The sequence below is a fragment of the Actinomycetospora sp. 2LY8.5 genome, assembly GCF_057180585.1.
Genome location: NZ_JBXUHE010000005.1, coordinates 1 through 24,050 on the forward strand (window position 1 = coordinate 1; position 24,050 = coordinate 24,050).

Here is a 24,050-nt window from a genome sequence, read left to right on the forward strand (position 1 = left end):
CTCGCAGTGCTCGGGTCGCGGCGGTGTCGGGCACCAGCGGCTGCAGCCGGTGGGCGTCGGTGCGCAGCACGTCGGCGAGCACGAACGCGTCGAAGCGGTCGTCCTTGTTGCCGGCGGTGCCGTAGCGCAGCCGTAGCGCCCGCACCTGCCGCGAGCTGATCACGAACACCGCCAGCCCGGCCGCGAGCAGCGCGTCGACCACCGGCCCGTCGCCGCGCTCGATGCCGACCCCGCGCACGCGGCGCCGGCTCAGCCGGCGCACCGCCTCGCGTAGCCCGGCCGCGTCGTGGGCGACCTCGAAGCGCTCGAGCACCGTCCCATCGACCCCGAGCACGCAGACCGCGTGCTGGTCCCACGCCCAGTCCAGCCCGGCCACCGCCGAGCCTGCCGCGCCCTGCCCATTCTCCGTACCGTTCACTTGCTGCCTCCGCTGCTTGCACCAGTGGGGGAAGCACCCGCGGTCCGGGACGTGCAGCCGGTCGCTCACTGATCGGCGCTCGTGGCGCGCAGGCCCTGTCGCCAGTCGGCACGCCCCGGGCCGTCGGGCTCGCGAACTCTCAGCCAGGCTCTCGACGAGCTGCGTCAGCATGGCGATGCACCGACGGCACCGGGGTGTCACGGCAAGCTACTCAGCCCGCCGCGCCACCAAGGGTCAAGCAGTGAGCGGTCGGCTGAGTGGTCGTTCCACCGGCGTCCTCTCCGCCGGTGAGAACCACCGGTGAGAACCCGCCGGTGAGAACTACCGTCCGGCCACGACCGACTGGCGGACCTGGGTTCCCGAACGTGGCGCGCCGCCTGCGGGCTCGCCCACCACCGGCACGTCCGCGGTGTCGCGCCGGGCGACGTCGTCGGCGTGCACCTGCCCAACGTGCAGCCGTACCCGGTCGCCTACTACGGGATCCTGCTGGCGGGGGCCACGTTCACCCCGCTGAGCCCGCAGCTGCCCGCCGTGCTCGCCCACCCCGAGGCCGCGGGGCGCGATCTCACGTCGGTCCGGACGGTCACCTCCGGCGCGGCGCCCATGCCGGTCGCGCTCGCGCGGCGCATCGCCGAGCGGATGCCCGAGGCGGTCGTCGTCGAGGGCTACGGGATGACCGAGGCGACCAGGGGGCTGACGATGGGCGCGACGGCCCGCTCGGTGCACCGGCGCAGCGGCACCGTCGGTGTCCCCGCGCCCGACACCGCGATCGCTCCACAAGGGCTACAACGTGCCCGGGGGCTCGAGGAGCTGCTGGTCGCGCGGCCCGAGGTCGCGTCGGCGGCGGTCGTCGGACGGCCGGACGCCGCGGTCGGCGAGGAGCCGGTGGCCGTCGTCGTCCCCGCGCCCGGCCACGAGCCCACCGTCGAGCTCGGGGCGACGCTCGCGACCGCCCTCGACGAGCGGGTGGCGCCCTACAAGCGGCTGCGTGCGGTGCACCTCGTCGGCGCGCTCCCGGTCTCGGCGGCGGGCAAGGTGCTCAAGCGCGAGCTCCGGGACCAGCTCCGGGACCAGCTCGGCGGCGCGCTCGGGGAGCCGGTCTGGCGTCGTGAGCAGGGCTAGAGTGTCCGCATGGCCCGGATCCGCATCGTGCGTGCCGCCGACGGACGGCAGTGGATGGTGCGCCAGAAGCTCGAGTGGACCGACCCCGCCACCGGGGAGGATTTCGAGCACGACATGCAGGGCGGCCGGCTCGCGGCGATCGGCATCGTCTCGATCATGGGCTTGCTCTGGGTGGCGCTGCTGGCCTGGTGGGCCACGGGCAGCCAGGGCGTCGTCGTCCCGATCTGGGTCTGGCTGATCCTGCTGCTCATCGTCGGGTTCTTCCCCGGCCGCTGGGTGCTGCGGCGCCCGCGCACGCTCGTCGCGGAGACCCCGGGCGGCTCCGACGGGTCGGCGCCCGAACGCTGGGTGGGCTGGGTGCGGGGCACCGCCGCCGCCCGCGAGGAGATGATGCAGACCGTGCGCAGCCTCGAGACCCGCGCGACGCCCGCCTACGCCGACAGCCCCTTGCAGCCCGTCAGCTGATGTGGCCGACGAGCTGACATGCCCGAGCTGCCCGAGGTCGAGGCCCTCGCCGAGCACCTGCGCACCCACGCGCTGGCCCGGCCCGTCGCGCGCGTCGACGTCGCGAGCATGACCGTGCTCAAGACCTTCGACCCTCCGGTGTCGGCGCTCGTCGGGCGCCTGGTCACGGGGGCGTCGCGGCACGGGAAGTTCCTCGACCTGGAGCTCGGACGGACGGACGCGGAGCCGGCCGGAGCCGGACCGTCGACACTGCACCTGGTCGTGCACCTGTCGCGGGCCGGCTGGCTGCGCTGGCACGACCAGGCGTCGGCGACCCCGCCCAAGCCCGGCAAGGGTCCGCTCGAGTTCCGCGTGCACCTCGAGACCGTCGGCGGCCCCGGGTTCGACCTCACCGAGGCGGGGACGCAGAAGCGGCTGGCGGTGTATCTCGTCGAGGACCCGCAGCAGGTCCCCGGCGTCGCCAAGCTCGGCCCGGACGCGCTGGCCGTCTCGCGGGCGGAGTTCGGCGAGCTGCTCGCCGGCAGGGGGGACGCGAAGCGCAGCGGAGCTGGACCCGTCGGGTCGATGCGGCTGAAGACGCTGCTCGCCGACCAGCAGGTCATCGCCGGTATCGGCAACGCCTACTCCGACGAGATCCTGCACGTCGCGAAGCTGTCGCCGTTCGCCGCGGCGGGCAAGCTCGACGCCGAGGCGGTCGACCGGCTGCACGCCGCGATGGTCGGCGTGCTCGCCGACGCCGTGGAGCGCGCGGTGGGCCAGGACGCGGCCCGGCTCAAGGGCGGGAAGCGCTCCGGGATGCGCGTGCACGCCCGTACCGGCCTTCCGTGCCCGGTGTGCGGCGACACCGTCCGGGAGGTCTCGTACGCCGAACGGTCCTTCCAGTACTGCCCCACGTGTCAGACACAGGGCCGCGCGCTGGCGGACCGCCGGCTGTCCCGTCTGGTCAAATAGCTGTCGTGCCCAGCTGGTTGACCGACCCGAGCCTCCTCGCCGCCATCGGCGTGCTGGTGGCGCTGGTCGTGGCGGTCCTGGTGTACCGGCGGGTGAAGCGGCGCAACCAGTTCGCCTCCCCGCTGGAGCGGGCCACCTTCTCCACGCTGCACACGGTCTCGCTGGCGGCGCCGGCGCTGCGCGAGGGGCTCTCGGAGGGCTCGGCGCAGTTCGCGGTGCCGTACCTGCGCACGCTGCTCGACACCGAGGCGCTGTCGATGACGGGCTCGGACTGCGTCCCGCTGGCCTGGGACGGCGAGGCCGAGCACCACAGCCTGGACGTGCGCCAGTACGCCGAGAAGGTCATGCGCACCGGCCGCCAGCAGGTGGCCAGTCGCAAGGACATCGAGTGCGGCTCGCAGGACTGCCCGGTGCGCGGCATCGTCGTCGTGCCGCTCGAGGTCGACGGCAACGTCGCGGGCACGCTGGCCGCGGTCAGCGCCGACACCCCCGGCCCGGTGCTGCTGCGCGCGTCCGCCGAGGTCGCCCGGTACGTCTCCAGTCAGCTCGAGCTCGCCGACCTCGACGAGTCCCGCGCCCGGCTCAACCGCGCCGAGGTCCGGGCGCTGCGCGCACAGATCTCGCCGCACTTCATCTACAACGCGCTGAACACCGTCGCCTCGTTCATCCGCACCGACCCCGAGCGGGCCCGCGAGCTGCTGATGGAGTTCGCCGACTTCACGCGCTACTCGTTCCGGCAGGCCGGCGAGTACACGACGCTCGCCGACGAGCTCAAGAACATCGACCGCTATCTCGCCCTCGAGCACGCCCGGTTCGGCAACCGACTCAACGTGAAGGTGCAGGTCGCGCCCGAGGTGCTCTCGGTGGTGCTGCCGTTCCTGGCGCTGCAGCCGCTGGTCGAGAACGCGGTGCGCCACGGACTGTCGGGCAAGCCCGGCGGCGGGACGGTGTCGCTGACCGCGGAGGACTCGGGCGCCGAGTGCACGATCATTGTCGAGGACGACGGCGTCGGCATGGACCCGCAGGCGCTCAAGGAGGAGAACCGCGACGCACACCTCTCCGGTGCGCACGTGGGGCTCGGCAACGTCGACGACCGCATGCGCTCGGCGTTCGGTCCCGACTACGGGCTCGTCGTGGAGACCGAGCGGGGCGCCGGCACGAAGATCATCCTGCGTGTGCCCAAGTTCCGGGCGGGCGTTCGCGTCTGAGGTGCGCCTCCGACGCATGTGAGCACGCCGCGCACGCGGTTGATCACGACCTCACCCGGGCGGCGGCTAGCGTGGAGGGCATGAACCTGCGCTTCGGCCCGGCCCTGTCCTCGGTCCTGCCCGGTCCCCTCGCGGCTGCGACAGGCCGGCGCACGGTGAGCGTGGTCCGCCTGCAGGGCGTGATCGCGGCGACCCACGGTCCGGTGCCGCGCGCGGTCATCAACATCACCGCGGTCGAGGACGCCCTGCGCCGTGCCTTCACGGCCGACCGCGTCGACGCCGTGGCCCTGATGATCAATTCGCCGGGCGGGTCCCCCACCCAGTCCGCGCTGGTCGCCGACCGCATCCGCGGGCTCGCCGAGGAGCACGAGATCCCGGTGCTGGCGTTCTGCGAGGACGTCGCGGCCTCGGGCGGGTACTGGCTGGCCTGCGCCGCCGACGAGATCTACGCGCACCCGACGTCGCTGGTCGGCTCGATCGGCGTCGTCTCCGGCGGGTTCGGCCTCACCGGGCTCATCGAGCGCTACGGCATCGAGCGGCGGCTGCACACCGCCGGTCAGAACAAGGCCCGCCTCGACCCGTTCCAGCCCGAGAAGTCCGAGGACGTCGAGTGGCTGCTCGGGATGCAGGGCGAGCTGCACGAGATGTTCATCGAGTGGGTCCGCGCGCGGCGCGGGAGTGCGCTGGCCGAGTCCGACGACCTGTTCACCGGCGAGGTCTGGACCGGCCGCAAGGCGAAGGAGCGCGGCCTGATCGACGACCTCGGCACGGCCCGCGAGGTGCTCGGTCGGCGCTTCCCCGACGCCGAGCTCACGACGGTGGAGCCGCGGCGCCCGCTGCTCGCGCGCCTGGGCCTCGGCGGAGTGGCGGCCCCGTTCACCGCACCCGCTGCGGTCGCGGACCCGGTCGGCTCGGCCCTCGACTGGATCGAGCATCGCGCGCTGTGGAGCCGGTTCGGTCTCTGAGGGATCCTCCCCACCGTCGCCCGCTCGGACCTACCCTCGGCAGGTCGGAGCGCTCTCGGCGACGCGGGAACGGGAGGTGGTGGGCCGTGCCGGTCCCCGGCGTCCCGTGGGGCGGACGCGACACCTCGGTCCTGAGCCACGAGCTCATCCACCGCTGGATCCACGACGGCGCCGACCCCGCCGCGCTCGACTCGGCGCGCCTGCGCCACGCCGCGCGCGGCGACGAGCTCCGGGCCGCCGCGCAGCGCCTCGAGCGCGCGCACGGCCGGCTGGGCGCCTCCTGGCGCGGCCGCGACGCCGAGGCCGCCGCCTCGCACGTGCGCACGCTCGTGGCCCGCATGAGCCGGCTCGGGGACGCCGTCACGGGGCAGGCCGGGAGCCTCCAGGGGGTCCGTGACGCCCTGGCGCGCGTGCAGTCGCTCGTCGGGCCTCCGCGGGCGCCGGCGCTGCCGGTGCTGGGGACGTCGCCCGCGACGCCCGGTCTCGCGGGCGCGCTGGCCGCCGGCGGCCCGGCCGACGGCTTCGGGACCTTCCAGGCGGCGCAGGCCGAGGAGCGCGCGGCCCAGGGCGCCTACCGCGCCTACCTCGAGCAGACCGGACTGGCGGCGCGCGGCGCCCCGTCCGCCGTCGACGGGCTCGCCGGGCGCGCGTCGGTGGGCACCGCACCGGAGGTCGGCGGCACGGCCCGGGGCGCGACGGCGGGACCTGGCGGTGTCCCGGGGGGCGGTGCCGGCGGTGCCGGCGGTGCCGGCGCTGGTGGTCCCCCGGCGGGTCGTGGCGGTGTCCTCGCGCGGGCGGCGGCGCCCGCCGGGTCCGTGACGCCCCCCGGTGCTCCGGGGCTCCCGGGCGGGGGTCCGTTCGGACGTGGTCCGGGCGCTGCCCCCGAGGCGCGGCCCGGCACGGTGGGGAGGTTCGTCTCGCGGCTGCTCGGCGGTCCCGGCGGGCCTGCGCCGGGTGATGGCGGTGCGCCCGGCTCCGGAACGCCGGGGAGGCCGGCGCCGGGCGTCGGGCCCGGCGCGGCCGGTCCGGGTGGACCCGTCGTTCCCGGCGGGCCGGGCACCCCGCGCGGCGGCGGCGCTCCGGGCGCCCCGGCCGTGCCGCGGAGCCCCGCGCGCCCGGTCGCGCCGACGGCCGCGGACCGCCTCGCCGGTGGTGGCGCCGGTGCCGGTCGTGGTGCCGGTGCCGGCGGCGCGGGCCGAGCGACCCCGTCCGAGCGTCGCCGCGAGGAGCGCGAGCCCCTGGACCGCAGCACGCCCGCCGACCGCGCCGCGGCGCGCCCGTCGCCCGGACCGTCCGCGGCGGACCGCCCGGGCGGTGCCGGCGGCACGGGAAGCACGGACAGCAGCGGCGGCGCGGTGGCGGGCCCCGGAGCGACCGGCCCGTCCCTCGCGGGCCCGACGGTCGGCGTGGGCGGCCACCCCATCCCCGACACGCCCGGCAGCGCCGGCGGCGCCGCCCCGCCCGCGACCCACGCCGGCACGGGCTCGGCAGGCCCGGACGTCCCGATGATCCCGCCGACGGCGGGGGCGGCCGCCTCCTCACCGCTGGAGGCGTCGGGCGGCGTGCGCCACCCCGAGTACCTCGTGGACGCCGACCCGTGGCGCGACCCCGCTGACGACCCCGACGAGCGGCGCCTCGTCACCCCGCCCGTCATCGGGGAGCAGGACAGCCGGTGACCGGTGTCGTGCTCGACCGTCACGAGCTGCTGTGGGTGCTCGAGCAGTGCGGGGCCGGGTGGCCCTACCCGCTGCGCCCGGTGCACTGGTCCGCGGAGACCGACGCGGAGACGCGGCGCCACCGCAGCGCCACCGAGCAGGCGCTGCGGTCCCGCGGCCTGCTCGAGCCCGCGTCGGCCCGGATGCTGCTCGACGCCGGGCAGGCCGTGGCCGGCTGGGCGCTCGCGGTCGACCTCGTCCGCCGGGACGCGACGGCGCCCGTCGCCGCGGTCGCGCTCACCGACGGGCGCACCGCGGCGCTGCTCGAGTCGCCCGAGCACGCGCAGGCGGCGGTGCGGATCGTGCCGTGTGCCCCCGACGGGCTCGCGGAGGCCGTCTTCGGCCTGGTCCCGCCCGTGCCGCCCGGCAGCGGGCCGCCCGTGCCGGTCCCGGCGGGCACCCTGCCGGTCGATCTCCCGACGACCCAGCGGACCGCGCGTGCCCGCGACGTCGCGGAGGACCTGCTCGCGTCCGTCACCGCCGTCTCCCAGGTCGGCGTGGCCGACCGGCGCGACGGGGTGCCCCGACGTCTCGCCGCGCCGCTGTGCTGGCTGGACGGGCCCCGCGGGCGCCACGTGCTGCGCTCGCCCCCGCCGGCCCCGACACCCCCGTCACCGCGCCCGTCGCTGCTGGTTCCGGCAACCGGCGGACAACTGCTGACCGACATCCGTACCGTGCTGACCGACGCAGCCGTGCCGCGTCCGTCGGGAAGGAGCACCGCATGAGCGGGCGTGGTGGCGAGGGGGCCGGTCCGGCCGGCGAGGCCTCCATGCGCCCGGACGAGACGCGCGCCTTCGCCGGCAAGGTCGACGCCCTCGAGCAGGGGGTCACCGAGGCACAGGCGGCGCTCGACGGGCTGGCGGCCGAGTCGCTCGCGGTGGGCACGGGGGAGGACAACGCCGCGATCGCCGCCTGGTACCGGGATCTGGTGACGTCCGACACGGTCCCGGCCGCCCGCATCCTCGCCGCGGAGCTCGCCGAGCTGCGTCGCGCCGTGCGCGAGAGCGCCACCGCGTGGGAACAGGCCGACGCCGACGCCGCGGCCACGTTCCGCACCGATCCGGGCCCCACCTGACGGCCGGAGGACGGTGTCGAGGGCCCGAGATGTCGATCGACCGGCCCAACGCCGACCCCCCGAACGGGTGGTCCTTCCCGCGACACCCCCGCGACACCCGAGGTGAGCCGCGGCTCGCCGTGCCGACGCGCCGGACCACGGCAGGGTGGCGAGCCGATCGGGTCCTATCGTGGACGCGGGAACCTCGGCTGGGCAGGATGGCGTGGCAGTGAACACGAGTGAGAACGACGGCCTGGTGGTCCTCGCCGTCGATGACGAAGAACCGGCGCTCATGGAGCTCGCCTACCTGCTGGAGCAGGACCAACGGGTGGGCACCGTGCTGCGGGCCTCCGACTCGATCTCGGCGCTGCGGATCCTCACCGGCGGCGACCGGGTCGATCTCGGCGGCTTCTCGGGCGGAACCCCGCCGGCGGGGCTGCCGGCCCCCGCCAAGCAGTCCGACGTGGACGTGCTCTTCCTCGACATCCGCATGCCGGGTCTCGACGGGCTGGAGCTCGCGAACGTGCTGTCCCGCTACGTCATCCCGCCGTCGGTCGTGTTCGTCACCGCGCACGACGACCGCGCGGTGGAGGCGTTCGACGTGGGCGCGGTCGACTACCTGCTCAAGCCCCTGCGCCCCGAGCGCCTCTACGCGTCGCTGTCGCGGATCCTGTCCCAGCGTGGCGCCACCGTGCCGGTGGAGCCCGCCACCGACGAGGAGAGCGACGACGAGGTGATCCCCGTCGAGCTCGCCGGCACCACCAAGCTGGTGCAGCGCTCGACGGTGCGCTGGGTGGAGGCGCAGGGTGACTACGCGCGCCTGCACACCACCGAGGGCAGCCACCTCGTGCGGATACCGCTGTCGGTGCTCGAGGAGCGCTGGTCGGACGCCGGGTTCGTGCGCATCCACCGCTCGTACCTCGTCGCGTTGCCGCTCATCACCGAGCTGCGGCTGGCCGGCTCCGGGTACGTCGTGCGGCTGGGCACCGGCGGCGACGTCGCCGAGCTGCCCGTGAGCCGCCGCCACACCCGCGAGCTCAAGGACCGTCTCGTCCGCTCGACGAAGCAGGCCTGGGGCCGACGATGACCTCCCCCGGCGGTCCGGCGCGGGCCCCGGGGCCCGCGCCGCGGGACGCCGGGACGGTCCGAGCCGTCGACGACACGCCGCGGCGCCCGACGGGGGAGGGGCTGCGCCCCGTCCCCGACCCGGCGCCCGACGATTCCGCGTCGGACGATTCCGCGTCGGACGATTCCGGGGCCGACGACGTGGACGGCGACACCGGGAGCGGCCCACGGCACTCCGAGGACCCCTCGGAGGGGCCGGAGGCCCCCGAGTCCTTCCAGGTCTCCCAGGCCCCCGGAACGTCTCCGGCTCCGCCCGGAGACGGGGTCTCCGAGGGCTGGCCCGGCCAGGGACCCGACACCGGCACCGTCCGGCGGTCGCGGCCGTCCCGGTCGCCGCGGTCCACCGTCGGCGTGCCGACCCCGCCGAGCCCCATGAACGCCGCCCCCGGCCGGGCGTCGGGCCTCGGCACGGGCCCGACGCCCACCCCGTCGCCGGCGCCCACCGGTGAGCAGCCCCGTCGCCCCGTGCCGCCGACGTTCCCGTCCCCGGGGCAGCCCCCGCCCGGCGTGGCCCGGCGCCACGGTCGCCACGCCCGCCCGGAACGGCCGGGCGCGGTCCACACCCCGCCCTCGGGCTACCGGCCGCGGCACGCGGCGCCCGACGCGGAGACCGAGCAGTTCGCGGCGACCCCGGTCACCGGGCCGGGCGGCCTCGGGCCGATGCCGCTGACCACTCGGGGTGACTCGGCGTCGGACGAGACCGCCGCCGCGCCCGCGGACAGCCCGCCCGACGGGTCCGCCGCGGCCGCGATCACCGCCGACACCCCGATCGGCGCCCCGGCGGTCGCCTCGTCGACGGGCGGGGCGGCGACGGCCGCGAGCACCGGGGGGACGCTCCTCCACACGAGCCCGGGCCTGGTCGTGCCCCCCGTCCCCGCGGACGACGGCGGCTCCGACCGTGTCCGGGTCGTGCTGGCCGAGCGCCGCGTGCCGACGCGCGCCGTGCGCACGGTCGCGGAGATCGAGCAGCAGACCGAGACCGGTGAGCTGCTCCTGCGCAACCTCCTGCGCGCGCAGCTCGCGCTCGGGCTGCGGCTCGGGCTGGTCGCGGTGTTCGTGCTCGGCGCGCTGCCGGTGCTCTTCCTCGTGCTCCCGCGACTCGGGTCGTTCGAGGTCGCGGGCGTCACGCTGCCCTGGCTGGTGCTCGGGCTCGCGCCCTACCCGTTCATGCTGCTCCTGGCCTGGCTCTACGTGCGCACCGCCGAGCACAACGAGCTCGACTTCGCCGACAACGTCGAGGACTGAGGCCTCCGTGGACACCGCGGGCGTCGTCGCGCTCGTCGCCGTCGTGGTCGTCGGCGTCGTCACCATCGTCATCGGGTCCCTCGGCGTCCGCGTCGCGCGCACCACCGACGACTTCCTCGCGGCGTCGCGCACCGTCGGCACCCGGGCCAACGCCGCCGCCATCTCCGGGCAGTACCTGTCCGCGGCATCGTTCCTCGGCGTGGCCGGCATCGTCCTCAAGGACGGCGTCGACGGGCTGTGGTATCCCGTCGGATTCACGGCCGGGTATCTCGCGCTGCTGTTCTTCGTGGCCGCGCCGCTGCGCCGCTCCGGGGCGTACACCGTGCCCGACTTCGCCGAGGTCCGGCTCGACTCGTCGCTGCTGCGCACGGTGACCACGTGGTTCGTCGTGCTCATCGGTTGGCTCTACCTGCTGCCGCAGCTGCAGGCGGCCGGGCTGGCCCTCACCGTGCTGACCACGGCGCCGACCTGGGTCGGCGTCGTCGCCGTCGGGGTCGTCGTCACCGCGAGCGTGACGTTCGGCGGCATGCGCTCGATGACCTTCGTCCAGGCGTTCCAGTACTGGCTCAAGCTCACCGCGCTCGCCGTGCCCGCCCTCGTGCTCATCGGCGTGTTCGTGCTCGGCCCGGCGCGCGACGACGCCCCCCCTCCCCCCGCGTTCACCGACGCCACCACCGTCGAGGTGAGCACGCCGGTGACGCTGCAGGTCTCCGCGCCGGTGGAGGTCGGTGTGCGGGGCGAAGTGGACGGCGCGACGCTCAACGGGTCGGTGTCCTGGGCGCCGGGGCTGCACACCGTCGACGCGGGGACCACGCTGCGTTTCCCGCCGGGGGTCCCGGTGCCGGTGGTGACCGACGCCGACCCCGACGGCGGGTCCTGGTCGGCGCCGCTGACCGGGCTCGGCGAGGACGGTCACTCGCTGCTCGCGACGTACTCGCTGATCCTGGCGCTGCTGCTGGGGACCATGGGTCTGCCGCACGTGCTCGTGCGCTTCTACACGAACCCCGACGGCCGGGCGGCGCGGCGGACCACCGTGGTCGTCCTCGTGATGCTGGGCGGCTTCTATCTGCTCCCGGTGGTCCTCGGCGCGCTCTCGCGGCTGTACGTGCCGCAGCTCCTCGTGACCGGACAGACCGACGCGGCGGTGCTCCTGCTGCCCACGGCGGCGTTGCCGGGGTGGATCGGTATCGGTCTCGCGGCCCTCGTCGCGGCCGGGGCCTTCGCGGCCTTCCTGTCCACCTCGTCCGGATTGTTGCTCTCCGTCGCGGGCGTGCTCTCCACGGACCTCCTGCCCCGCCGGCTGGGTGATTTCCGTATCGCGTCCCACGTGGCCGGTGCGGTGCCGATCGTGGCCGCGCTCGGCGCCACACGGCTCGACTTCTCCCTGACGGTCTCGCTCGCGTTCGCCCTCGCCGCCTCGACCTTCTGCCCGCTGCTCGTGCTCGGCATCTGGTGGAAGGGACTCACCGACCGCGGGGCCGTGATCGGGATGCTCGTCGGGGGCGGGCTGGCCGTCGCGGCGGTCGGGTCGACGCTCGCCGGGGTCGCACCCGAGGGGGCGTTCGGCGTGCTCCTCGCCCGCCCGGCGATCGTGACCGTGCCGCTGACGTTCCTCGTGATGGTCCTGGTCAGCCGCTCGACCCCGCACCGCGTGCCGGCGAACGTCGGACGCACGCTGCTGCGTCTGCACGCCCCCGAGCGCCTCGGACTCGGCGACGCGCGGCGTGGCGCGCGCCCGTCCGCCTGACTCCGTCGTCGCCTCCCGTAGCCTCCCTGCGACGCTGTGTGAGCGAATGCCACACGCCGTCACGTTCCGGAACGATTCGGACGAACGGGAGGAGCGGGATGGGTTCGCGAGGTGTCCCGACATGTAATGTCGCTGTGAGTATTCACTTGAATGGGCTAATAAGTGTGACGTACGGCGGTTTAGGGTTCGGCCCGATCGTGACGACCACGGACAACGCGGAGATCTCGTGAGTGCCACCGACGACACGCCAGGTGGGTCGGCCGACACGGCCACCCCGTCCGCCTATCAGGAGGTGCAGCGATCGCCGGAGTTCGCGTCGCTGCGCAAGCGCTGGCGCGGCTTCATCTTCACGATGAGCGCGGTCTTCCTGGCCTGGTTCCTGGTCTACGTGCTCCTGTCCGACTTCGCCCACGGCGTCGTCGACACCCGCCTCGGTAGCACGAACTTCACCGTCGGGCTGCTGCTCGGGCTGCTGCAGTTCGTGTCCACGTTCGTGATCGCGACGGTCTACGTCCGCTTCGCCAACCGGAACCTCGACGACGACGCCGAGGCGCTGCGCCAGCGCGTGGAGGAGAACCTGTGAACACGCAGATCGGCAGCCCGGCCCTCAACATCGGGATCTTCGCCCTGTTCGTGGTGGTGACCCTGGCGATCGTCTACCGGGTCAGCCGCGCCTCGAACACCGCGTCGGACTACTACGCCGCCGGCAGCTCGTTCACCGGGCCGCAGAACGGCATCGCGATCTCCGGCGACTACCTCTCGGCGGCGTCGTTCCTGGGCATCGCGGGGGCCATCGCGTTCTACGGCTACGACGGCTTCCTCTACTCGATCGGCTTCCTCGTGGCCTGGCTGACGGCCCTGCTGCTCGTCGCCGAGCTCCTGCGCAACGTCGGCCGCTTCACCATGGGCGACGTCCTGAGCTTCCGGATGCGCCAGCGCCCGATCCGCGCCGCCGCCGCGGTGTCGACGCTGCTCGTGTCGTTCTTCTACCTGTTGGCCCAGATGGCCGGCGCCGGCGGCCTCATCTCGCTGCTGCTCGGGGTCAAGAACGTCCCGGGCACGCCGTTCGACGGCCAGTCGCTGGTCATCGCCGTGGTCGGCATCCTGATGGTCATCTACGTGCTCTACGGCGGCATGCGCGGCACGACGTGGGTGCAGATCATCAAGGCGGGGCTGCTGGTCGTCGGCGCCGCGGTGATCACCGTCTGGGTCCTGGGCCTCTACGGGTTCAACCTGTCGGGCCTGCTCGGCGCGGCGGTGGAGAACACCGGTAAACCGCTGCTGGACGCCGGCAACCAGTACGGGAGCACGGTCACGTCGAAGCTGAACTTCCTCTCGCTGGCGATCGCGCTCGTGCTGGGCACGGCCGGCCTGCCGCACATCCTCATGCGCTTCTACACCGTGCCCACCGCCAAGGAGGCGCGCCGCTCGGTGCAGTGGGCCATCTGGATCATCGGCATCTTCTACCTGTTCACGCTGGTGATCGGGTACGGTGCCGCGGCGCTGCTCCCGCGGGGCACGCTGACCGCGGCCAACCAGAACGACGCGGCCCCGCTGCTCGCGTTCCAGATCGGCGGCACGCTGCTGCTCGGCATCATCGCCGCGATCGCCTTCGCGACGATCCTCGCCGTCGTGGCCGGCCTGACGATCACATCTGCCGCCTCGTTCGCGCACGACATCTATGCGAGCGTGATCAAGGACGGGAAGCCGGAGCCGGGCATGGAGGTCAAGGTCGCGCGCCGGACGGCCCTGGTGGTCGGCGTCGTCGCGATCGTCGGCGGCATCCTCGCCAACGGCCAGAACGTCGCGTTCCTCGTCGCCCTGGCGTTCGCGGTGGCCGCCTCGGCGAACCTGCCGACGCTGCTCTACTCGCTGTTCTGGAAGAAGTTCAACACCACCGGGGCGCTGTTCAGCATCTACGGCGGCCTGTCGATCTGCATCCTTCTGATCGTCTTCTCGCCGGTCGTGTCGGGGAGCGAGACGGCGATCTTCGGCGAGGGCGTCGACTTCGCCGTCTTCCCGCTGCAGAACCCGGGCATCGTGTCGATCCCGCTGTCGTTCCTGCTCGGCGTCATCGGCACCTACGTCGGTGCGCGCGAGCCGGTCAACGAGGCGAAGTTCGCCGAGATGGAGGTCCGCTCGATGACCGGCGCGGGCGCCTCCCGCACCGCGGTCGATCACTAGTCGGTGGCGCCGAGGAGATGCGCGCTCCGCGCTGAGCGTGGGGCCCGCCTTCCCGCCGTGGGAGGCGGGCTCCACTGCTGCCACACCGGCGACGTGATGGGATGGACGGCGTGAGCCACCCCGGACTCCCTTCGGTCGGACCCGGCGACATCCCGCCGGGGTCCACGCTGCTCGACGTGCGCGAGGACGACGAGTGGGCGGCCGGGCACGCGCCCGACGCCGTGCACCTGCCGATGTCGCAGATCACCGCGCGGCTCGACGAGATCCCGGCGGGGCCGCTGGCCGTCGTGTGCAAGGTCGGCGGCCGGTCGGCGCAGGTGACGGCGTTCCTCGCCCAGCGCGGCTACGAGGCCGTCAACGTCACCGGCGGCATGCTGGCCTGGGAGGCCGAGGGACGGCCCCTGACCGCCGAGGGTGGCGGTCCCGCCGCGGTGATCTGAGGTGCGGCCGTGATCTGTCCGCGGTGCGGGCGGCCCCAGCCGCCCCCGGACTCGCCGGGTGCGCCCCGTGCCGGGGCCACCCGCTACTGCGTGCACTGCGGACGGGTCCTCGCGGGCGTGCGGTGGGTGGCCCTGCCGCCCGACGCCCTGCGCCCGCGCGAGCCACGGCGGCCGCGCCGGCCCTACGCCGGCCCCCCGCGCTACGCCGCGCCGCCGCGCTGGAGCCTGCGCGCCTGGATGCCCGCCCCGGAGCCGGGCCCCGAGGGTGCGCTGCCGGCCCCGCCGCCCCGCGAGCCCGACGAGGTGCTGCGCCGGGCCGCGGACGTGCTGGTGCGGGTCGCGACGGCGACGCTCGCGCTCGCCGGTCTCGGTGCGCTCGCCGAGGCGTGGCGCTACGGGCTGCTCGTGGCGAGCCGGAGCTCGGCGCTGTCGTCGGGACCGCTGGCCGTCTCGGACGCGCTCGTGACGCTCGTGGGCCTGCTGGCGCCCGTGGCCGCGCTCGCGACCGGCGTGCTGTTCCTGCGGTGGCTGCACCTCGGCCGGGAGATCGCCGCGGCGTGCTCCGGGACGCGCCCGGCGCGCCGGATGTGGGCGGTCGTCCTCGGCAGCGTCCTGCCCGGCCCGAACCTCACGGTGCCCGGCGCGGCGCTCACCGAGCTCGAGCACACCGCGTCGGCGCTGCCGACCGACGCGCGTCCCCGGCCGTCGACCCCGGTGCTGCGCTGGTGGGTGGCGTGGGTCGCGAGCGTCGTGCTCGGCGTCGCAGCCGTGCTGCGCGGTCTCGGCGAGAGCACCCAGGCGCTCGCCGACTCCGTGCTGCTCCACGCGATCGCCGACGCCGCCGCGGCGGTCGCGGCGTGGGCGACGATCCGCGTCGTCACCCACCTCACCGAGCTGCTCGCGCCCGAGCTGCGGCCCGCGGGGCGTGAGGCCGTGGTCGGGGTGGTGGGGGTGAGTGCTGTGTCCCCTGAGGGGTCAGGCGCCGCTGAGGACCGCGTTGCCGCCGGCGGCGGGGGGAGCCGTGGGGTCGGTACCGAGGTCGGGTGACATCTCGCGGGCGACGAAGTCCTCGACGTGGAAGAGGTTGTCGCCGGCCCGGCGGACGATGCGCAGCAGGGTGGTCATGGAGGCGACCTCCTCGACCTGCTCCTTGAGGTACCACTGCATGAACTGCTCGCCGAGGTAGTCGCCCTCGTCGCGCGCGGTGCGGGCGAGCGTCGCGATCTGCTCGGTGACCATGCGCTCCTGGTTCAGCACGAGCTCCACGACCTCCTCGAGGTCCGAGAACTCGACGCGCACGTCGTCGACGCCCGGGATCGTCACGGGCAGGTCGTTGTCGAGGAGGAACTGCACCATGCCCATGGCGTGGTTGCGCTCCTCGAGCGCCTGTGCGTAGAAGTGCGCGGCGAGCTGGGGGAGGTCCTGGTCGTCGCAGTAGACGGCGGTGGCCGTGTACTGCTGCGAGGCGGTGAACTCGTTGCGGATCTGTGCCCGCAGCAGCTCGTGGAACTTCGACGTCGGCGCGGACATGGCGCCGAGTGTAGGCGAGCGCGCCGCCCTCAGGCCCGGGCCGATCGCCGTCCGTGACGACTGCCATGGCGCTGAGAAGGCACCGCAGCGTCCGAATCGGGCAGCGGGATGGCGCCCGACCAGCCGAACTGCTCGGTGTGGATGCGCGCGTCGGGCACGCCGAGATGCTCGAGCGCGGCGAGCGAGCCGGCGAGGACCGACGGGGATCCGCACACGAAGTAGTCGAGCATCCGCCGTGCGGCGGGCTCCTCGGGCAGCACCTCGGTGAGCAGGTCGGCGTCGATGCGGCGGCCCTCGGTGCGCAGGACGCGCAGGTCGAGGCGCCGGGCCAGGGCGGTGAGCTCGTCGGCGAACAGCGGCTCGGTGCCCCGCTCGGCGTGGACGAGGCGGTGGGTGCGGCGGTCGCCGCGGTCGGCGAGCGTGCGCAGCATGCTCATCATCGGGGTGATGCCGACGCCCCCGGCCAGGAGCACGAGCCCCGCGGAGTCCGGGGCGGCCTCGTCGGTGAACGAGCCGTGCGGGCCGTCCAGCCACACCTTGCTGCCCGTGCGCAGCGTCGAGAGCAGGCCGGAGAAGTCGCCCTGGTCGCGGACCGTGAGCTCGAGGCGCCCGGTCACGCGGGCGCTCGAGGCGATGGTGAAGGGGTGCTCCTCGGTGCCGACGACGGCGCGCTTGAGCCGCAGCCACACGAACTGCCCGGGGGCGAAGCGCAGGCCACCGCGGCGCAGGTGCACGGGGGCGAGCACGAGCGTGCTGACCGTCGGGCTCTCGCGCCGTACGCCGTAGACGACGTAGGCGCCCTGGCGGGAGAACAGCGGGCGCCACACCCAGCGGTGCGCGAGCACGCCGAGCAGGGCCAGGGCCAGCGCGGAGAGCGCGACGCGCATGACCGGGTCGGTGACGAGATTGCCCAGCCAGAACACGTGCAGGCCGGCGAGGACGAGCGCGGCGGCGGCCAGCAGGACGTGCAGGCGCGCCCAGATCTCGTAGCGGGCGCCGGGGCGACGGCCCCGGACCGCGACCAGCCCGACCAGGAGCAGCGCCGCGACCGAGGTCCAGCCGGCCTTCGCCGCCGACGTGGCCTGGAACGGGTTGAGCAGCTGCGGGTGGTTGGCGACGGCGACGGCCATGTGCAGGACGACCAGCACGATGGCGAGGGTGCCGAGCCAGCGGTGCAGGCCGAGGACCTTCTCGACCCCGAACACCCGGGTCAGCGAGCGCACGCGCGACGGCACGACGACGACCACGATCAGCAGGCTCAGGGCGAGCAGGCCGAGCCCGACCGAGAGCATGCCCGTGATCGACGCCCCGTCCGCCCGCGAGGCCATGAGGACCACCGGGACCACCACGAGAGCGGCGAGCGCCGCGATCCAGAGCGCACGAGTCAGCTTTGCCGGCACGGCGCGGAACGGTAGGCAGTGTGGATCAGCGTCCCGGCGCGTCTGAGAACCCGTCCGGTCACGGCGCGACGACGGGCGCCCGCCGCGCGCCCAGGCACCGCGGGTACCCCCGATCGGGCGAACCTGTGCTCCGTCCGCCTCGCCGCGCTCTCAGGTTCCGGCGGGCCGTCGCTCCCCGGTGCGAGCGATGCGGCATTGCTGGCATCTGACGCCAGGATCGCCACATCCTCGCTCGCGCGACACGCCGAGGGGCCGCCGAGGCACGGGGTGTCTCAGCGTGGCGGCCACGGGCGGCACGCAGCGCAGCGGAGCTGCCGCGCCGGCGGAGACACTGACGTCGAACGTCAGGAATCCGCCCGCTCGGTCAGCGGCGGCCGAGGACCGTGTGCACGATGCCGCGCTGCCAGCCGTCGACGGGGCGCGTGTGCACCTCGCGCAGACCCGCGTCGCGCAGCCGCTGCTCGAGGCGCGTGAGCCCGTCGAAGGCGAGCACGCTGCGCCAGAGGTAGCGGTACAGCGACACGTCGCCGGTGACGCGCCAGCCCAGCGGGATGATCACGGCCCAGCACACGGCGCTCCACACCGTCCGGGCGTAGACGGAGTCGGCCACCGAGTACTCGTGGACGGCGATGGGGGCGCCGGGCGCGAGGTGGTCGACGAGCACGGCGACGCCGGCGTCGCGGTCGGGGAGGTTGCGGACCAGGTACGCGGCGAGGAGGCCGTCGAACGGGCCGTCGAGGCCTTCCTCCGCGAGCGCGGCGGTCAGGTTCTCCGCCCGCGAGTGGACGAAGCGCACGGAGTCGGGCCAGGCCTTCCCGCGCGCCTCGGCGAGCATCTCGGCCGAGGCGTCCACGGCGACGATCCGCGCCTCGGGGTAGGTCTCGACCAGCGCCGCCGTCGACAGGCCCGTACCGCAGCCGACGTCGAGCAGCACCGCGCCGGCGCCGCGGTCGGGCAGGCCGAGGCGACGGGCGGACAGCCGCAGGTGCTCGTGGTAGCCGGGGTTGGCGCCGACGAGGCGGTCGTAGGACGCGGCGTCCTGGTCGAACTGCGCCGACACCCCGGCGGCGGCGGACTCACGGTCGAAGGCGCCCCCCCGGCCGCGCAGGGCCCGCCAAGCCGGCCGCGCGAGGGCCACGGTGGCCGCCGCGATCGCGAGCGCCGCGGGGGTGCGCAGACGGGTCCTGGTCGATCGCGTGGTCACGCGCATCCTTCCGGTCGGCGCCGCCACGGGCGCGAGCTGGGGGTTTCCTGACGTTCACGGTGAGCACGGCCCCTCTCGGCGTGCTTCATGGGATCGCTGCAACATGGCGAGTCGGCGTGTCGCGCCGGCGAGGACGTGGCGATCCTGGCGTCACACGCCAGCCATGCCGCATCGCTCGCACCGGGTCTCGCGAGCGGCTCAGCCGCGGCGGCGGGCGGCGCGGACGGCGTAGGTGCGTTCGGCGTACTCGATGTCGTCGGTCCACAGGCGTTTCGCCGCCCACTCCATCGCCGGGCGCACGAGGCCCTGCACGCGGCGGGCGTGGGCGAACCCGGGGCGCGGGGAGTGGGCGATCGTCGCCTCGACGACGGCGGTGCGGGGGCGCGCGTCGGGGTGCGGGGCCAGCGGGGTCGCGTGGGTCTCGACGACACTGCCGGCGCCCTCGCCCTCGGTGATGTGCATGACGATCGTGCGCGGCTCCGGGCACGTGAACCGGGCACGCACCGGGACGCCCCAGTTCTTCGAGATCCGGAACGCCACGCGCAGGTCGAAGTGGTCGTCGCCCTCGGAGGCATCGCGACCCGGCGCGTTCTCCACGCGCAGGTCGGCGAACGAGTGCGGGTGGAACCACGCCCCGTGCCAGGGGTCGAGCCGGTTCGCGATCACGTCGGCGGGTTCGCACGTGCCGACCATCGAGGCCACCGCGACGAGACTCTCCGGCATCGGGGGGCGCACCGGCAGCACCGGCGCCTCGGTGGGCTCCTCGCCGCCGACCGCGTCGACGCGGACCCACGCCAGCGCGCCGTCGTCGTGCGCGGGGAGCGTCCGCCACCCGGCGCGTCCCGACGGGCCGAGCGCGAGGCCGTGCCAGCGGCAGATCAGCTCGCAGCCCTGCTGCACGGCGCTCGACATGTCCGCGCCGAGGTGCGGGCACGCGCCGGGCCCCGCGTGCAGCTCCCCGGAAGGCGACCGCCACAGCACCAGCTCCACGCCCGCCACCGACGTGCCGAACGGGGTGCCGGGGCGGATGTCGCGGCTCGCGCCGACGACGAACCAGTTGCCCGAGGGCCGCGCGGTCGCGCGCGACAGCGCCGCGTCGATGACGCCGACCCTCGCCTCGCGCCATGTCGGCTCCATCGCCGCCCACTCCTGGCCCGAGAGCCGTCGGAGCGGGGAGACCGGCCGGCGCCGTCCCGCCTTCCTCAGCACGAATCGGACGTTAGGCCGGACGCTGTGTCAGCGCAGTGACAGGACAGCACGCTGTGGCCGGATGCACGCCGAGCTGCGCCGAACGTGCCCCTGTCACCCGAGCGGACCACGCTCCCACGGGCACGACAGGCACCGTGGGCCACCGCGACCCGACCCGAGCTCGAACCCCGCGATCGTGAGGACCTCGATCCCGGCGGCTTCCAGACGGGCGTTCGTCGTCGTGTTCCGCTCATAGGCGACGACCCGCCCGGGCGCGAGCGCCAGCGTGTTGTTGCCGTCGTCCCACTGCTCGCGCTCGGCGGCCACCGACTCCAGCCCGGTGTCGACGGCCCGCAGCATGTCGATGCCCATCGCCCGCGCCGCGGCCGGGCGGAACGGCTCGGGCCCCGTGATCTCCAGCCCGGAAGGGCCGTCGGGGCGCACGGTCCACGCCTCGAGGCGGTCGAGCACGCCGGGGTAGATGACCATGGTGTCGACGTCGACCATGGTCGCCACCGTGTCGAGATGCATCGTCGCGCGGCGCTGGGTGATGGGGACGGCGAGCACGGTGTGCGCCAGGCCGTCGGCGAACATCGCCCGCGCGAACGACTCGGCGCCTGCGGGGCTGGTGCGCTCGCCGACCCCGACCGCGAGCACCCCCGGCGCCAGCAGCAGCACGTCGCCGCCCTCGACCGCCGACGGGTCGCGCGGCGCCGTCGGGGCCACCGCGCCCAGCTCGGGATGGTGGCGCTGGGCCAGCGCGACGAGTGCCGCCTCCCGTCGCCGCGCCGGCATTCCCATCGACGACGCCACCACCCGCGGGCCCACGCGGACCGATGAGTCGCGCGTGAACATGAGGTTCGGCAGCGGGTCGACGGCGAAGTCGTGCGGGCCGGCCATGGCGCGCACCAGCGAGTGGCCGGTCACCGCCAGCTCCGCGAACGTCCGCCCGCCCACCAGTGCGTCGGCGAGCGCGTCGTCGTCGAGCTCGGCCAGCTCGGCGCGCACCGCCCCGGCCAGCTCGCGCCCGAGGACGCGCTCGTCGACGGCGTCGGCGATGCCGGTGTCGCGCGCGGCAGGCGCCGCGCCCAGGGACTCACGGAGCACGTCCCCGAGCAGCAGCACGCGCACGCCCTCCGCGCGGAGCAGATCGGCGAAGGCGTCGTGCTCGAACTGGGCGCGTTCCACCCACGGGATGCCGTCGAACAGCAGCCGGTCGGCGTTGCGCGGGGTGAGGCGCTCGAGCTCGGGGCCCGGGCGGTGCAGGACGACGGTGCGCAGGGCGCCGACCTCGGTGTCCACCTGGGGGAGACGGAGCGGAGCGGAGCTCGACCCTGACAGCGGCACGTCCACGGTCGGCGACCCTAGGGCGACCGCTCTACTGTGCGCGCCATGGGACTCCTCGAGGACAAGGTGGTCGTGGTCACCGGTGCCGGTCGCGGCATCGGTCGCGGTGAAGCGCTGGAGTGCGCGCGGCAGGGCGGAGCCGTGGTCGTCGCGGAGTTCGACGGCGAGGCGGGCGAGGAGGTCTCGAAGGAGATCGTCGCCGCCGGCGGGCGCGCGGTCTCGGTCGCCGGTGACGTCGCCGACGCCGACGTCGCGGACTCGCTGGTGACGGCGGCGGTGGAGAACTTCGGCGCGCTCGACGCCGTGGTCAACAACGCCGGCATCCTGCGCGACCGCACGCTGGTGAAGATGTCGGACGCCGAGTGGGACGACGTCATCCGCGTGCACCTGCGCGGGCACTTCGCCCCGACGCGCGCGGCGTGCCGCTACTGGCGGGAGAGCTCGCGGCCCGGGCACCTCGTCCACACCGCGTCGACCTCGGGGATCCTCGGCAACTTCGGCCAGTCGAACTACGGCGCGGCCAAGGCGGGCATCGCGGCGTTCTCGACGATCACGGCGATGGAGATGGCCCGCTACAACGTCACCTCGAACGCCATCGCGCCCTCGGCCCTGACCCGGATGACCGAGTCGCTGCTGCCGCCGGAGGTCCGCGAGGACCGACGCGCGAGCCTGGAGCGCGGCGAGTTCGACTTCTTCGACCCCGACAACGTCGCCCCGTTCGTCACCTACCTCGCCTCGGACCACAGCTCGCACATCAGCGGCAAGGTCTTCGGCGTCCAGGGCGACTCGGTGGAGCTCTACCAGCCGTTCACCTCGGTCGCCGAGATCCGCGGGGACGGGCACCGCTGGGACCCCGAGGCGATCCCCGAGCGGATGGCGGAGCTGTTCGACGCTGCGGGCATGGACCCGGCGCCGGAGAACATGATGGCGCGCTCGCGGCACAAGCTGATCAGCTGAATCGAGCGCGTGGCGTTACGGACACTCAACGTCTGCGACGCCACGCCGCTGACACCTCAGGCGGGCAGGAAGGGCAGCACACCGCGCAGGAGCGCCGAGCCGACGAAGGCGACCACGTCGAGGAGGGCGTGGGCGCCCACGAGGGGCCAGAGCCTGCCGGTGCGCTGCCACACCCGCCCGAACACGAGGCCCATGAGCAGGTTGCCGAGCCCGCCGCCGAAGCCCTGGTAGAGGTGGTACGAGCCGCGCAGCACCGCCGAGATCGCCAGCGCCCTGTTCTCCGAGACGCCGAGCCGGCGCAGCGCGTGCAGCAGGTAGCCGACGACGAGCACCTCCTCGGCCCAGGCGTTGGCGCACGCCGAGACGATCAGCACCGGCACCGTCCACCAGTACTCCGAGAGCAGCGACGGGATGACGGTCGTGTTCAGGCCCAGCGCGCGGGTGGCGAGGTAGAGACCGAGCCCCGGGATGCCGATCAGGGCCGTGAGACCGACCGCGCCGAGCGCGTCGCGCCCGGGCCGGCGGCCGTCGAGCCCGACCGCGCGCGGGCCCGACCCGGACCGCACCAGCAGGTAGAGCCCGAGACACCCCCACGCGACGAGGACGAACGACCCGGCGAGCTGGGCGGCGAGGTCGGCCCAGGGGTTGCGGGCGAGGGTCTCGTCGATGGCGGTCGTGCGCTGGTCGAGCGGCACCGGCGAGGCGAGTGCGTCCAGCAGCGAGATCAGGCTGCGCACGCCCGAGAGACCGAGGGTGACGGCGAAGACGACGACGAGCTCGGTGCGCAGCAGGCGCCCGTCGCGCGCGCCGAGCGGGACGACGTCCCGGCGGGGCGGGCGGACCCAGTCGCGCCACACGTCCCCGACCGTCACGCGGGCCACGGTAGGGGGTCTGTCCGGGGCGGGTACGTCATGGTCATGAGCCGCCACGCCCTCCTGGCGCACCACCGTCGTCGAGTGCGGGGAGGGCGACACGGCGGGCGGCACCGCGGAGATGGAGATCCGGCGCGGCGAGCTGTCGCGCCTGATCCACGAGCGCACCCGCGAGCGCACCGACTACCAGTTCGGTGAGCAGATCCGCGAGCTGACCGACCACGGCGACCACGTCACGGCCCGGCTCGCCGGGGGCGAGGAGATCGACGCCGACCTCGTCGTCGCCGAGGGCACGCGCTCGCGCCCCCGTGACCTGGTGCTGCCCGACGCCGAGGTCACCGAGCTCGGCGTCCAGGTCGCCTACCTGACGGTCCCGCGCACCGAGGGCGACGACCGGTGGTGGCGGTGGCACAGCGCCCCGGGCTCGCGGAGCACCGGCCTGCGCCCCGACACAACCGCGGCACCATGCGGGCGATGCTCGCCTTCCTCAGCGACGTCCGCGGGCTCGGCGAGCTCGACCGCGACGCCCAGGTGACCGTCCTGCGCCGCACCTACGCCGACATCGGTTGGCAGGCCCCGCGGGTGCTGGCGGCGCTCGACCCGGTCGAAGGTGGGGCGCCGCTGTACGTCGACGCCGTCGCCCAGATCCGTCTCTCGCGGTGGAGCACCGGGCGCACCGTGCTGCTCGGCGACGCGGCCTGGGCGACCGGCCCGTTCGGCACCGGCACCACCTTGGCGCTCGTCGGGGCCTACGTCCTGGCCGGCTCGCTGTCGTCGGTGTTCGGCGGGCTGGTCGCGAAGCTCTCCAGCCCGGCGGCGGAGGGCATCGAGCTGCCCGACTACCGGTTGACGGCCTGACGAGAGGACCCTCTCGATGCGGCAGCTGTGCTGTGCTGCGCGCCGCGCCGGTAAC

At 74.7% G+C, this 24,050-nt stretch carries 25 protein-coding genes; 18 read left to right on the forward strand and 7 right to left on the reverse strand.

What is annotated here, in order from left to right:
* Positions 1 to 418, reverse strand: a 418-nt coding sequence (locus tag AC2A1K_RS08390) for an IS110 family transposase (protein WP_483895873.1), incomplete at its 3' end; no start/stop codon positions are given.
* Between the two features lie 351 nt (positions 419 to 769).
* Here AC2A1K_RS08390 and AC2A1K_RS08395 point away from each other — a divergent pair.
* The 15 genes from AC2A1K_RS08395 (at position 770) to AC2A1K_RS08465 (ending at position 15,686) form a co-directional block, all read left to right on the forward strand.
* The gene (locus AC2A1K_RS08395; protein ID WP_483896154.1) at positions 770 to 1,540 is read left to right on the forward strand and encodes an AMP-binding protein; all 771 of its coding nucleotides are present in this window, start codon (positions 770 to 772) and stop codon (positions 1,538 to 1,540) included.
* Between the two features lie 9 nt (positions 1,541 to 1,549).
* Positions 1,550 to 2,005, forward strand: a complete 456-nt coding sequence (locus AC2A1K_RS08400) for a hypothetical protein (protein WP_483895874.1) — start codon at positions 1,550 to 1,552, stop codon at positions 2,003 to 2,005.
* 18 nt (positions 2,006 to 2,023) lie between these two features.
* Positions 2,024 to 2,956: an Fpg/Nei family DNA glycosylase gene (locus AC2A1K_RS08405; protein ID WP_483895875.1), complete on the forward strand. Its 933-nt coding sequence runs from the start codon at positions 2,024 to 2,026 to the stop codon at positions 2,954 to 2,956.
* A gap of 5 nt (positions 2,957 to 2,961) precedes the next feature.
* Positions 2,962 to 4,164 carry a histidine kinase gene (locus AC2A1K_RS08410; protein ID WP_483895876.1) on the forward strand — a complete coding sequence of 401 codons (1,203 nt, stop codon included), beginning with the start codon at positions 2,962 to 2,964 and terminating at the stop codon, positions 4,162 to 4,164.
* Between the two features lie 80 nt (positions 4,165 to 4,244).
* Positions 4,245 to 5,129, forward strand: a complete 885-nt coding sequence (locus AC2A1K_RS08415) for a S49 family peptidase (RefSeq protein ID WP_483895877.1) — start codon at positions 4,245 to 4,247, stop codon at positions 5,127 to 5,129.
* Between the two features lie 86 nt (positions 5,130 to 5,215).
* Complete coding sequence (locus AC2A1K_RS08420; RefSeq protein WP_483895878.1) at positions 5,216 to 6,805, forward strand: hypothetical protein; 1,590 nt, start codon at positions 5,216 to 5,218, stop codon at positions 6,803 to 6,805.
* Positions 6,802 to 7,569, forward strand: coding sequence for an ESX secretion-associated protein EspG (locus AC2A1K_RS08425; RefSeq protein WP_483895879.1), 768 nt, complete (start codon positions 6,802 to 6,804; stop codon positions 7,567 to 7,569). Before AC2A1K_RS08420 ends, AC2A1K_RS08425 begins: the two co-directional genes overlap by 4 nt.
* Complete coding sequence (locus AC2A1K_RS08430; protein WP_483895880.1) at positions 7,566 to 7,919, forward strand: hypothetical protein; 354 nt, start codon at positions 7,566 to 7,568, stop codon at positions 7,917 to 7,919. Before AC2A1K_RS08425 ends, AC2A1K_RS08430 begins: the two co-directional genes overlap by 4 nt.
* 208 nt (positions 7,920 to 8,127) lie before the next feature.
* Positions 8,128 to 8,985 (forward strand): LytR/AlgR family response regulator transcription factor, encoded by an 858-nt coding sequence (locus AC2A1K_RS08435; RefSeq protein ID WP_483896155.1) that lies wholly within the window; start codon positions 8,128 to 8,130, stop codon positions 8,983 to 8,985.
* Positions 8,982 to 10,268, forward strand: a complete 1,287-nt coding sequence (locus AC2A1K_RS08440; protein ID WP_483895881.1) for a hypothetical protein — start codon at positions 8,982 to 8,984, stop codon at positions 10,266 to 10,268. Before AC2A1K_RS08435 ends, AC2A1K_RS08440 begins: the two co-directional genes overlap by 4 nt.
* Before the next feature lie 7 nt (positions 10,269 to 10,275).
* Positions 10,276 to 12,015 (forward strand): sodium/solute symporter, encoded by a 1,740-nt coding sequence (locus AC2A1K_RS08445; RefSeq protein WP_483895882.1) that lies wholly within the window; start codon positions 10,276 to 10,278, stop codon positions 12,013 to 12,015.
* A 226-nt stretch (positions 12,016 to 12,241) separates the two neighbouring features.
* Positions 12,242 to 12,598 (forward strand): DUF485 domain-containing protein, encoded by a 357-nt coding sequence (locus AC2A1K_RS08450; protein WP_483895883.1) that lies wholly within the window; start codon positions 12,242 to 12,244, stop codon positions 12,596 to 12,598.
* Positions 12,595 to 14,199 carry a solute symporter family protein gene (locus AC2A1K_RS08455; RefSeq protein WP_483895884.1) on the forward strand — a complete coding sequence of 535 codons (1,605 nt, stop codon included), beginning with the start codon at positions 12,595 to 12,597 and terminating at the stop codon, positions 14,197 to 14,199. Before AC2A1K_RS08450 ends, AC2A1K_RS08455 begins: the two co-directional genes overlap by 4 nt.
* A gap of 101 nt (positions 14,200 to 14,300) precedes the next feature.
* Positions 14,301 to 14,639 carry a rhodanese-like domain-containing protein gene (locus tag AC2A1K_RS08460; RefSeq protein ID WP_483895885.1) on the forward strand — a complete coding sequence of 113 codons (339 nt, stop codon included), beginning with the start codon at positions 14,301 to 14,303 and terminating at the stop codon, positions 14,637 to 14,639.
* A gap of 9 nt (positions 14,640 to 14,648) precedes the next feature.
* Positions 14,649 to 15,686, forward strand: a complete 1,038-nt coding sequence (locus AC2A1K_RS08465; protein ID WP_483895886.1) for a DUF4328 domain-containing protein — start codon at positions 14,649 to 14,651, stop codon at positions 15,684 to 15,686.
* On the opposite strand, the gene AC2A1K_RS08470 is transcribed toward AC2A1K_RS08465, so the two are convergent.
* From AC2A1K_RS08470 to AC2A1K_RS08490, 5 genes are all read right to left on the reverse strand, one after another.
* Complete coding sequence (locus tag AC2A1K_RS08470) at positions 15,615 to 16,169, reverse strand: ferritin (RefSeq protein ID WP_483895887.1); 555 nt, start codon at positions 16,167 to 16,169, stop codon at positions 15,615 to 15,617. The genes AC2A1K_RS08465 and AC2A1K_RS08470 overlap by 72 nt on opposite strands.
* 29 nt (positions 16,170 to 16,198) lie before the next feature.
* Complete coding sequence (locus AC2A1K_RS08475) at positions 16,199 to 17,569, reverse strand: ferric reductase-like transmembrane domain-containing protein (protein WP_483895888.1); 1,371 nt, start codon at positions 17,567 to 17,569, stop codon at positions 16,199 to 16,201.
* A 364-nt stretch (positions 17,570 to 17,933) separates the two neighbouring features.
* Positions 17,934 to 18,677, reverse strand: a complete 744-nt coding sequence (locus AC2A1K_RS08480; protein ID WP_483896156.1) for a class I SAM-dependent methyltransferase — start codon at positions 18,675 to 18,677, stop codon at positions 17,934 to 17,936.
* A 294-nt stretch (positions 18,678 to 18,971) separates the two neighbouring features.
* On the reverse strand, positions 18,972 to 19,982 hold the full coding sequence (locus tag AC2A1K_RS08485; RefSeq protein ID WP_483895889.1) for a Rieske (2Fe-2S) protein: 1,011 nt from the start codon (positions 19,980 to 19,982) through the stop codon (positions 18,972 to 18,974).
* Positions 19,983 to 20,075: 93 nt separating this feature from the next.
* Positions 20,076 to 21,263 (reverse strand): arginine deiminase, encoded by a 1,188-nt coding sequence (locus AC2A1K_RS08490; RefSeq protein WP_483896157.1) that lies wholly within the window; start codon positions 21,261 to 21,263, stop codon positions 20,076 to 20,078.
* Positions 21,264 to 21,353: 90 nt separating this feature from the next.
* Here AC2A1K_RS08490 and AC2A1K_RS08495 point away from each other — a divergent pair, with 90 nt between their 5' ends.
* Entirely contained in the window at positions 21,354 to 22,265 is a 912-nt protein-coding gene (locus AC2A1K_RS08495; protein ID WP_483895890.1) for an SDR family NAD(P)-dependent oxidoreductase, read from the forward strand.
* Between the two features lie 56 nt (positions 22,266 to 22,321).
* Here the strand turns inward: AC2A1K_RS08495 and AC2A1K_RS08500 are convergent, their stop codons facing one another.
* Positions 22,322 to 23,137, reverse strand: coding sequence for a CPBP family intramembrane glutamic endopeptidase (locus AC2A1K_RS08500; protein WP_483895891.1), 816 nt, complete (start codon positions 23,135 to 23,137; stop codon positions 22,322 to 22,324).
* 121 nt (positions 23,138 to 23,258) lie between these two features.
* On the opposite strand from AC2A1K_RS08500, the gene AC2A1K_RS08505 reads away from it, so the two are divergent.
* On the forward strand, positions 23,259 to 23,672 hold the full coding sequence (locus tag AC2A1K_RS08505; RefSeq protein WP_483895892.1) for a hypothetical protein: 414 nt from the start codon (positions 23,259 to 23,261) through the stop codon (positions 23,670 to 23,672).
* Positions 23,612 to 23,995, forward strand: coding sequence for a hypothetical protein (locus AC2A1K_RS08510; RefSeq protein ID WP_483895893.1), 384 nt, complete (start codon positions 23,612 to 23,614; stop codon positions 23,993 to 23,995). Before AC2A1K_RS08505 ends, AC2A1K_RS08510 begins: the two co-directional genes overlap by 61 nt.
* Positions 23,996 to 24,050 lie beyond the last annotated feature (55 nt).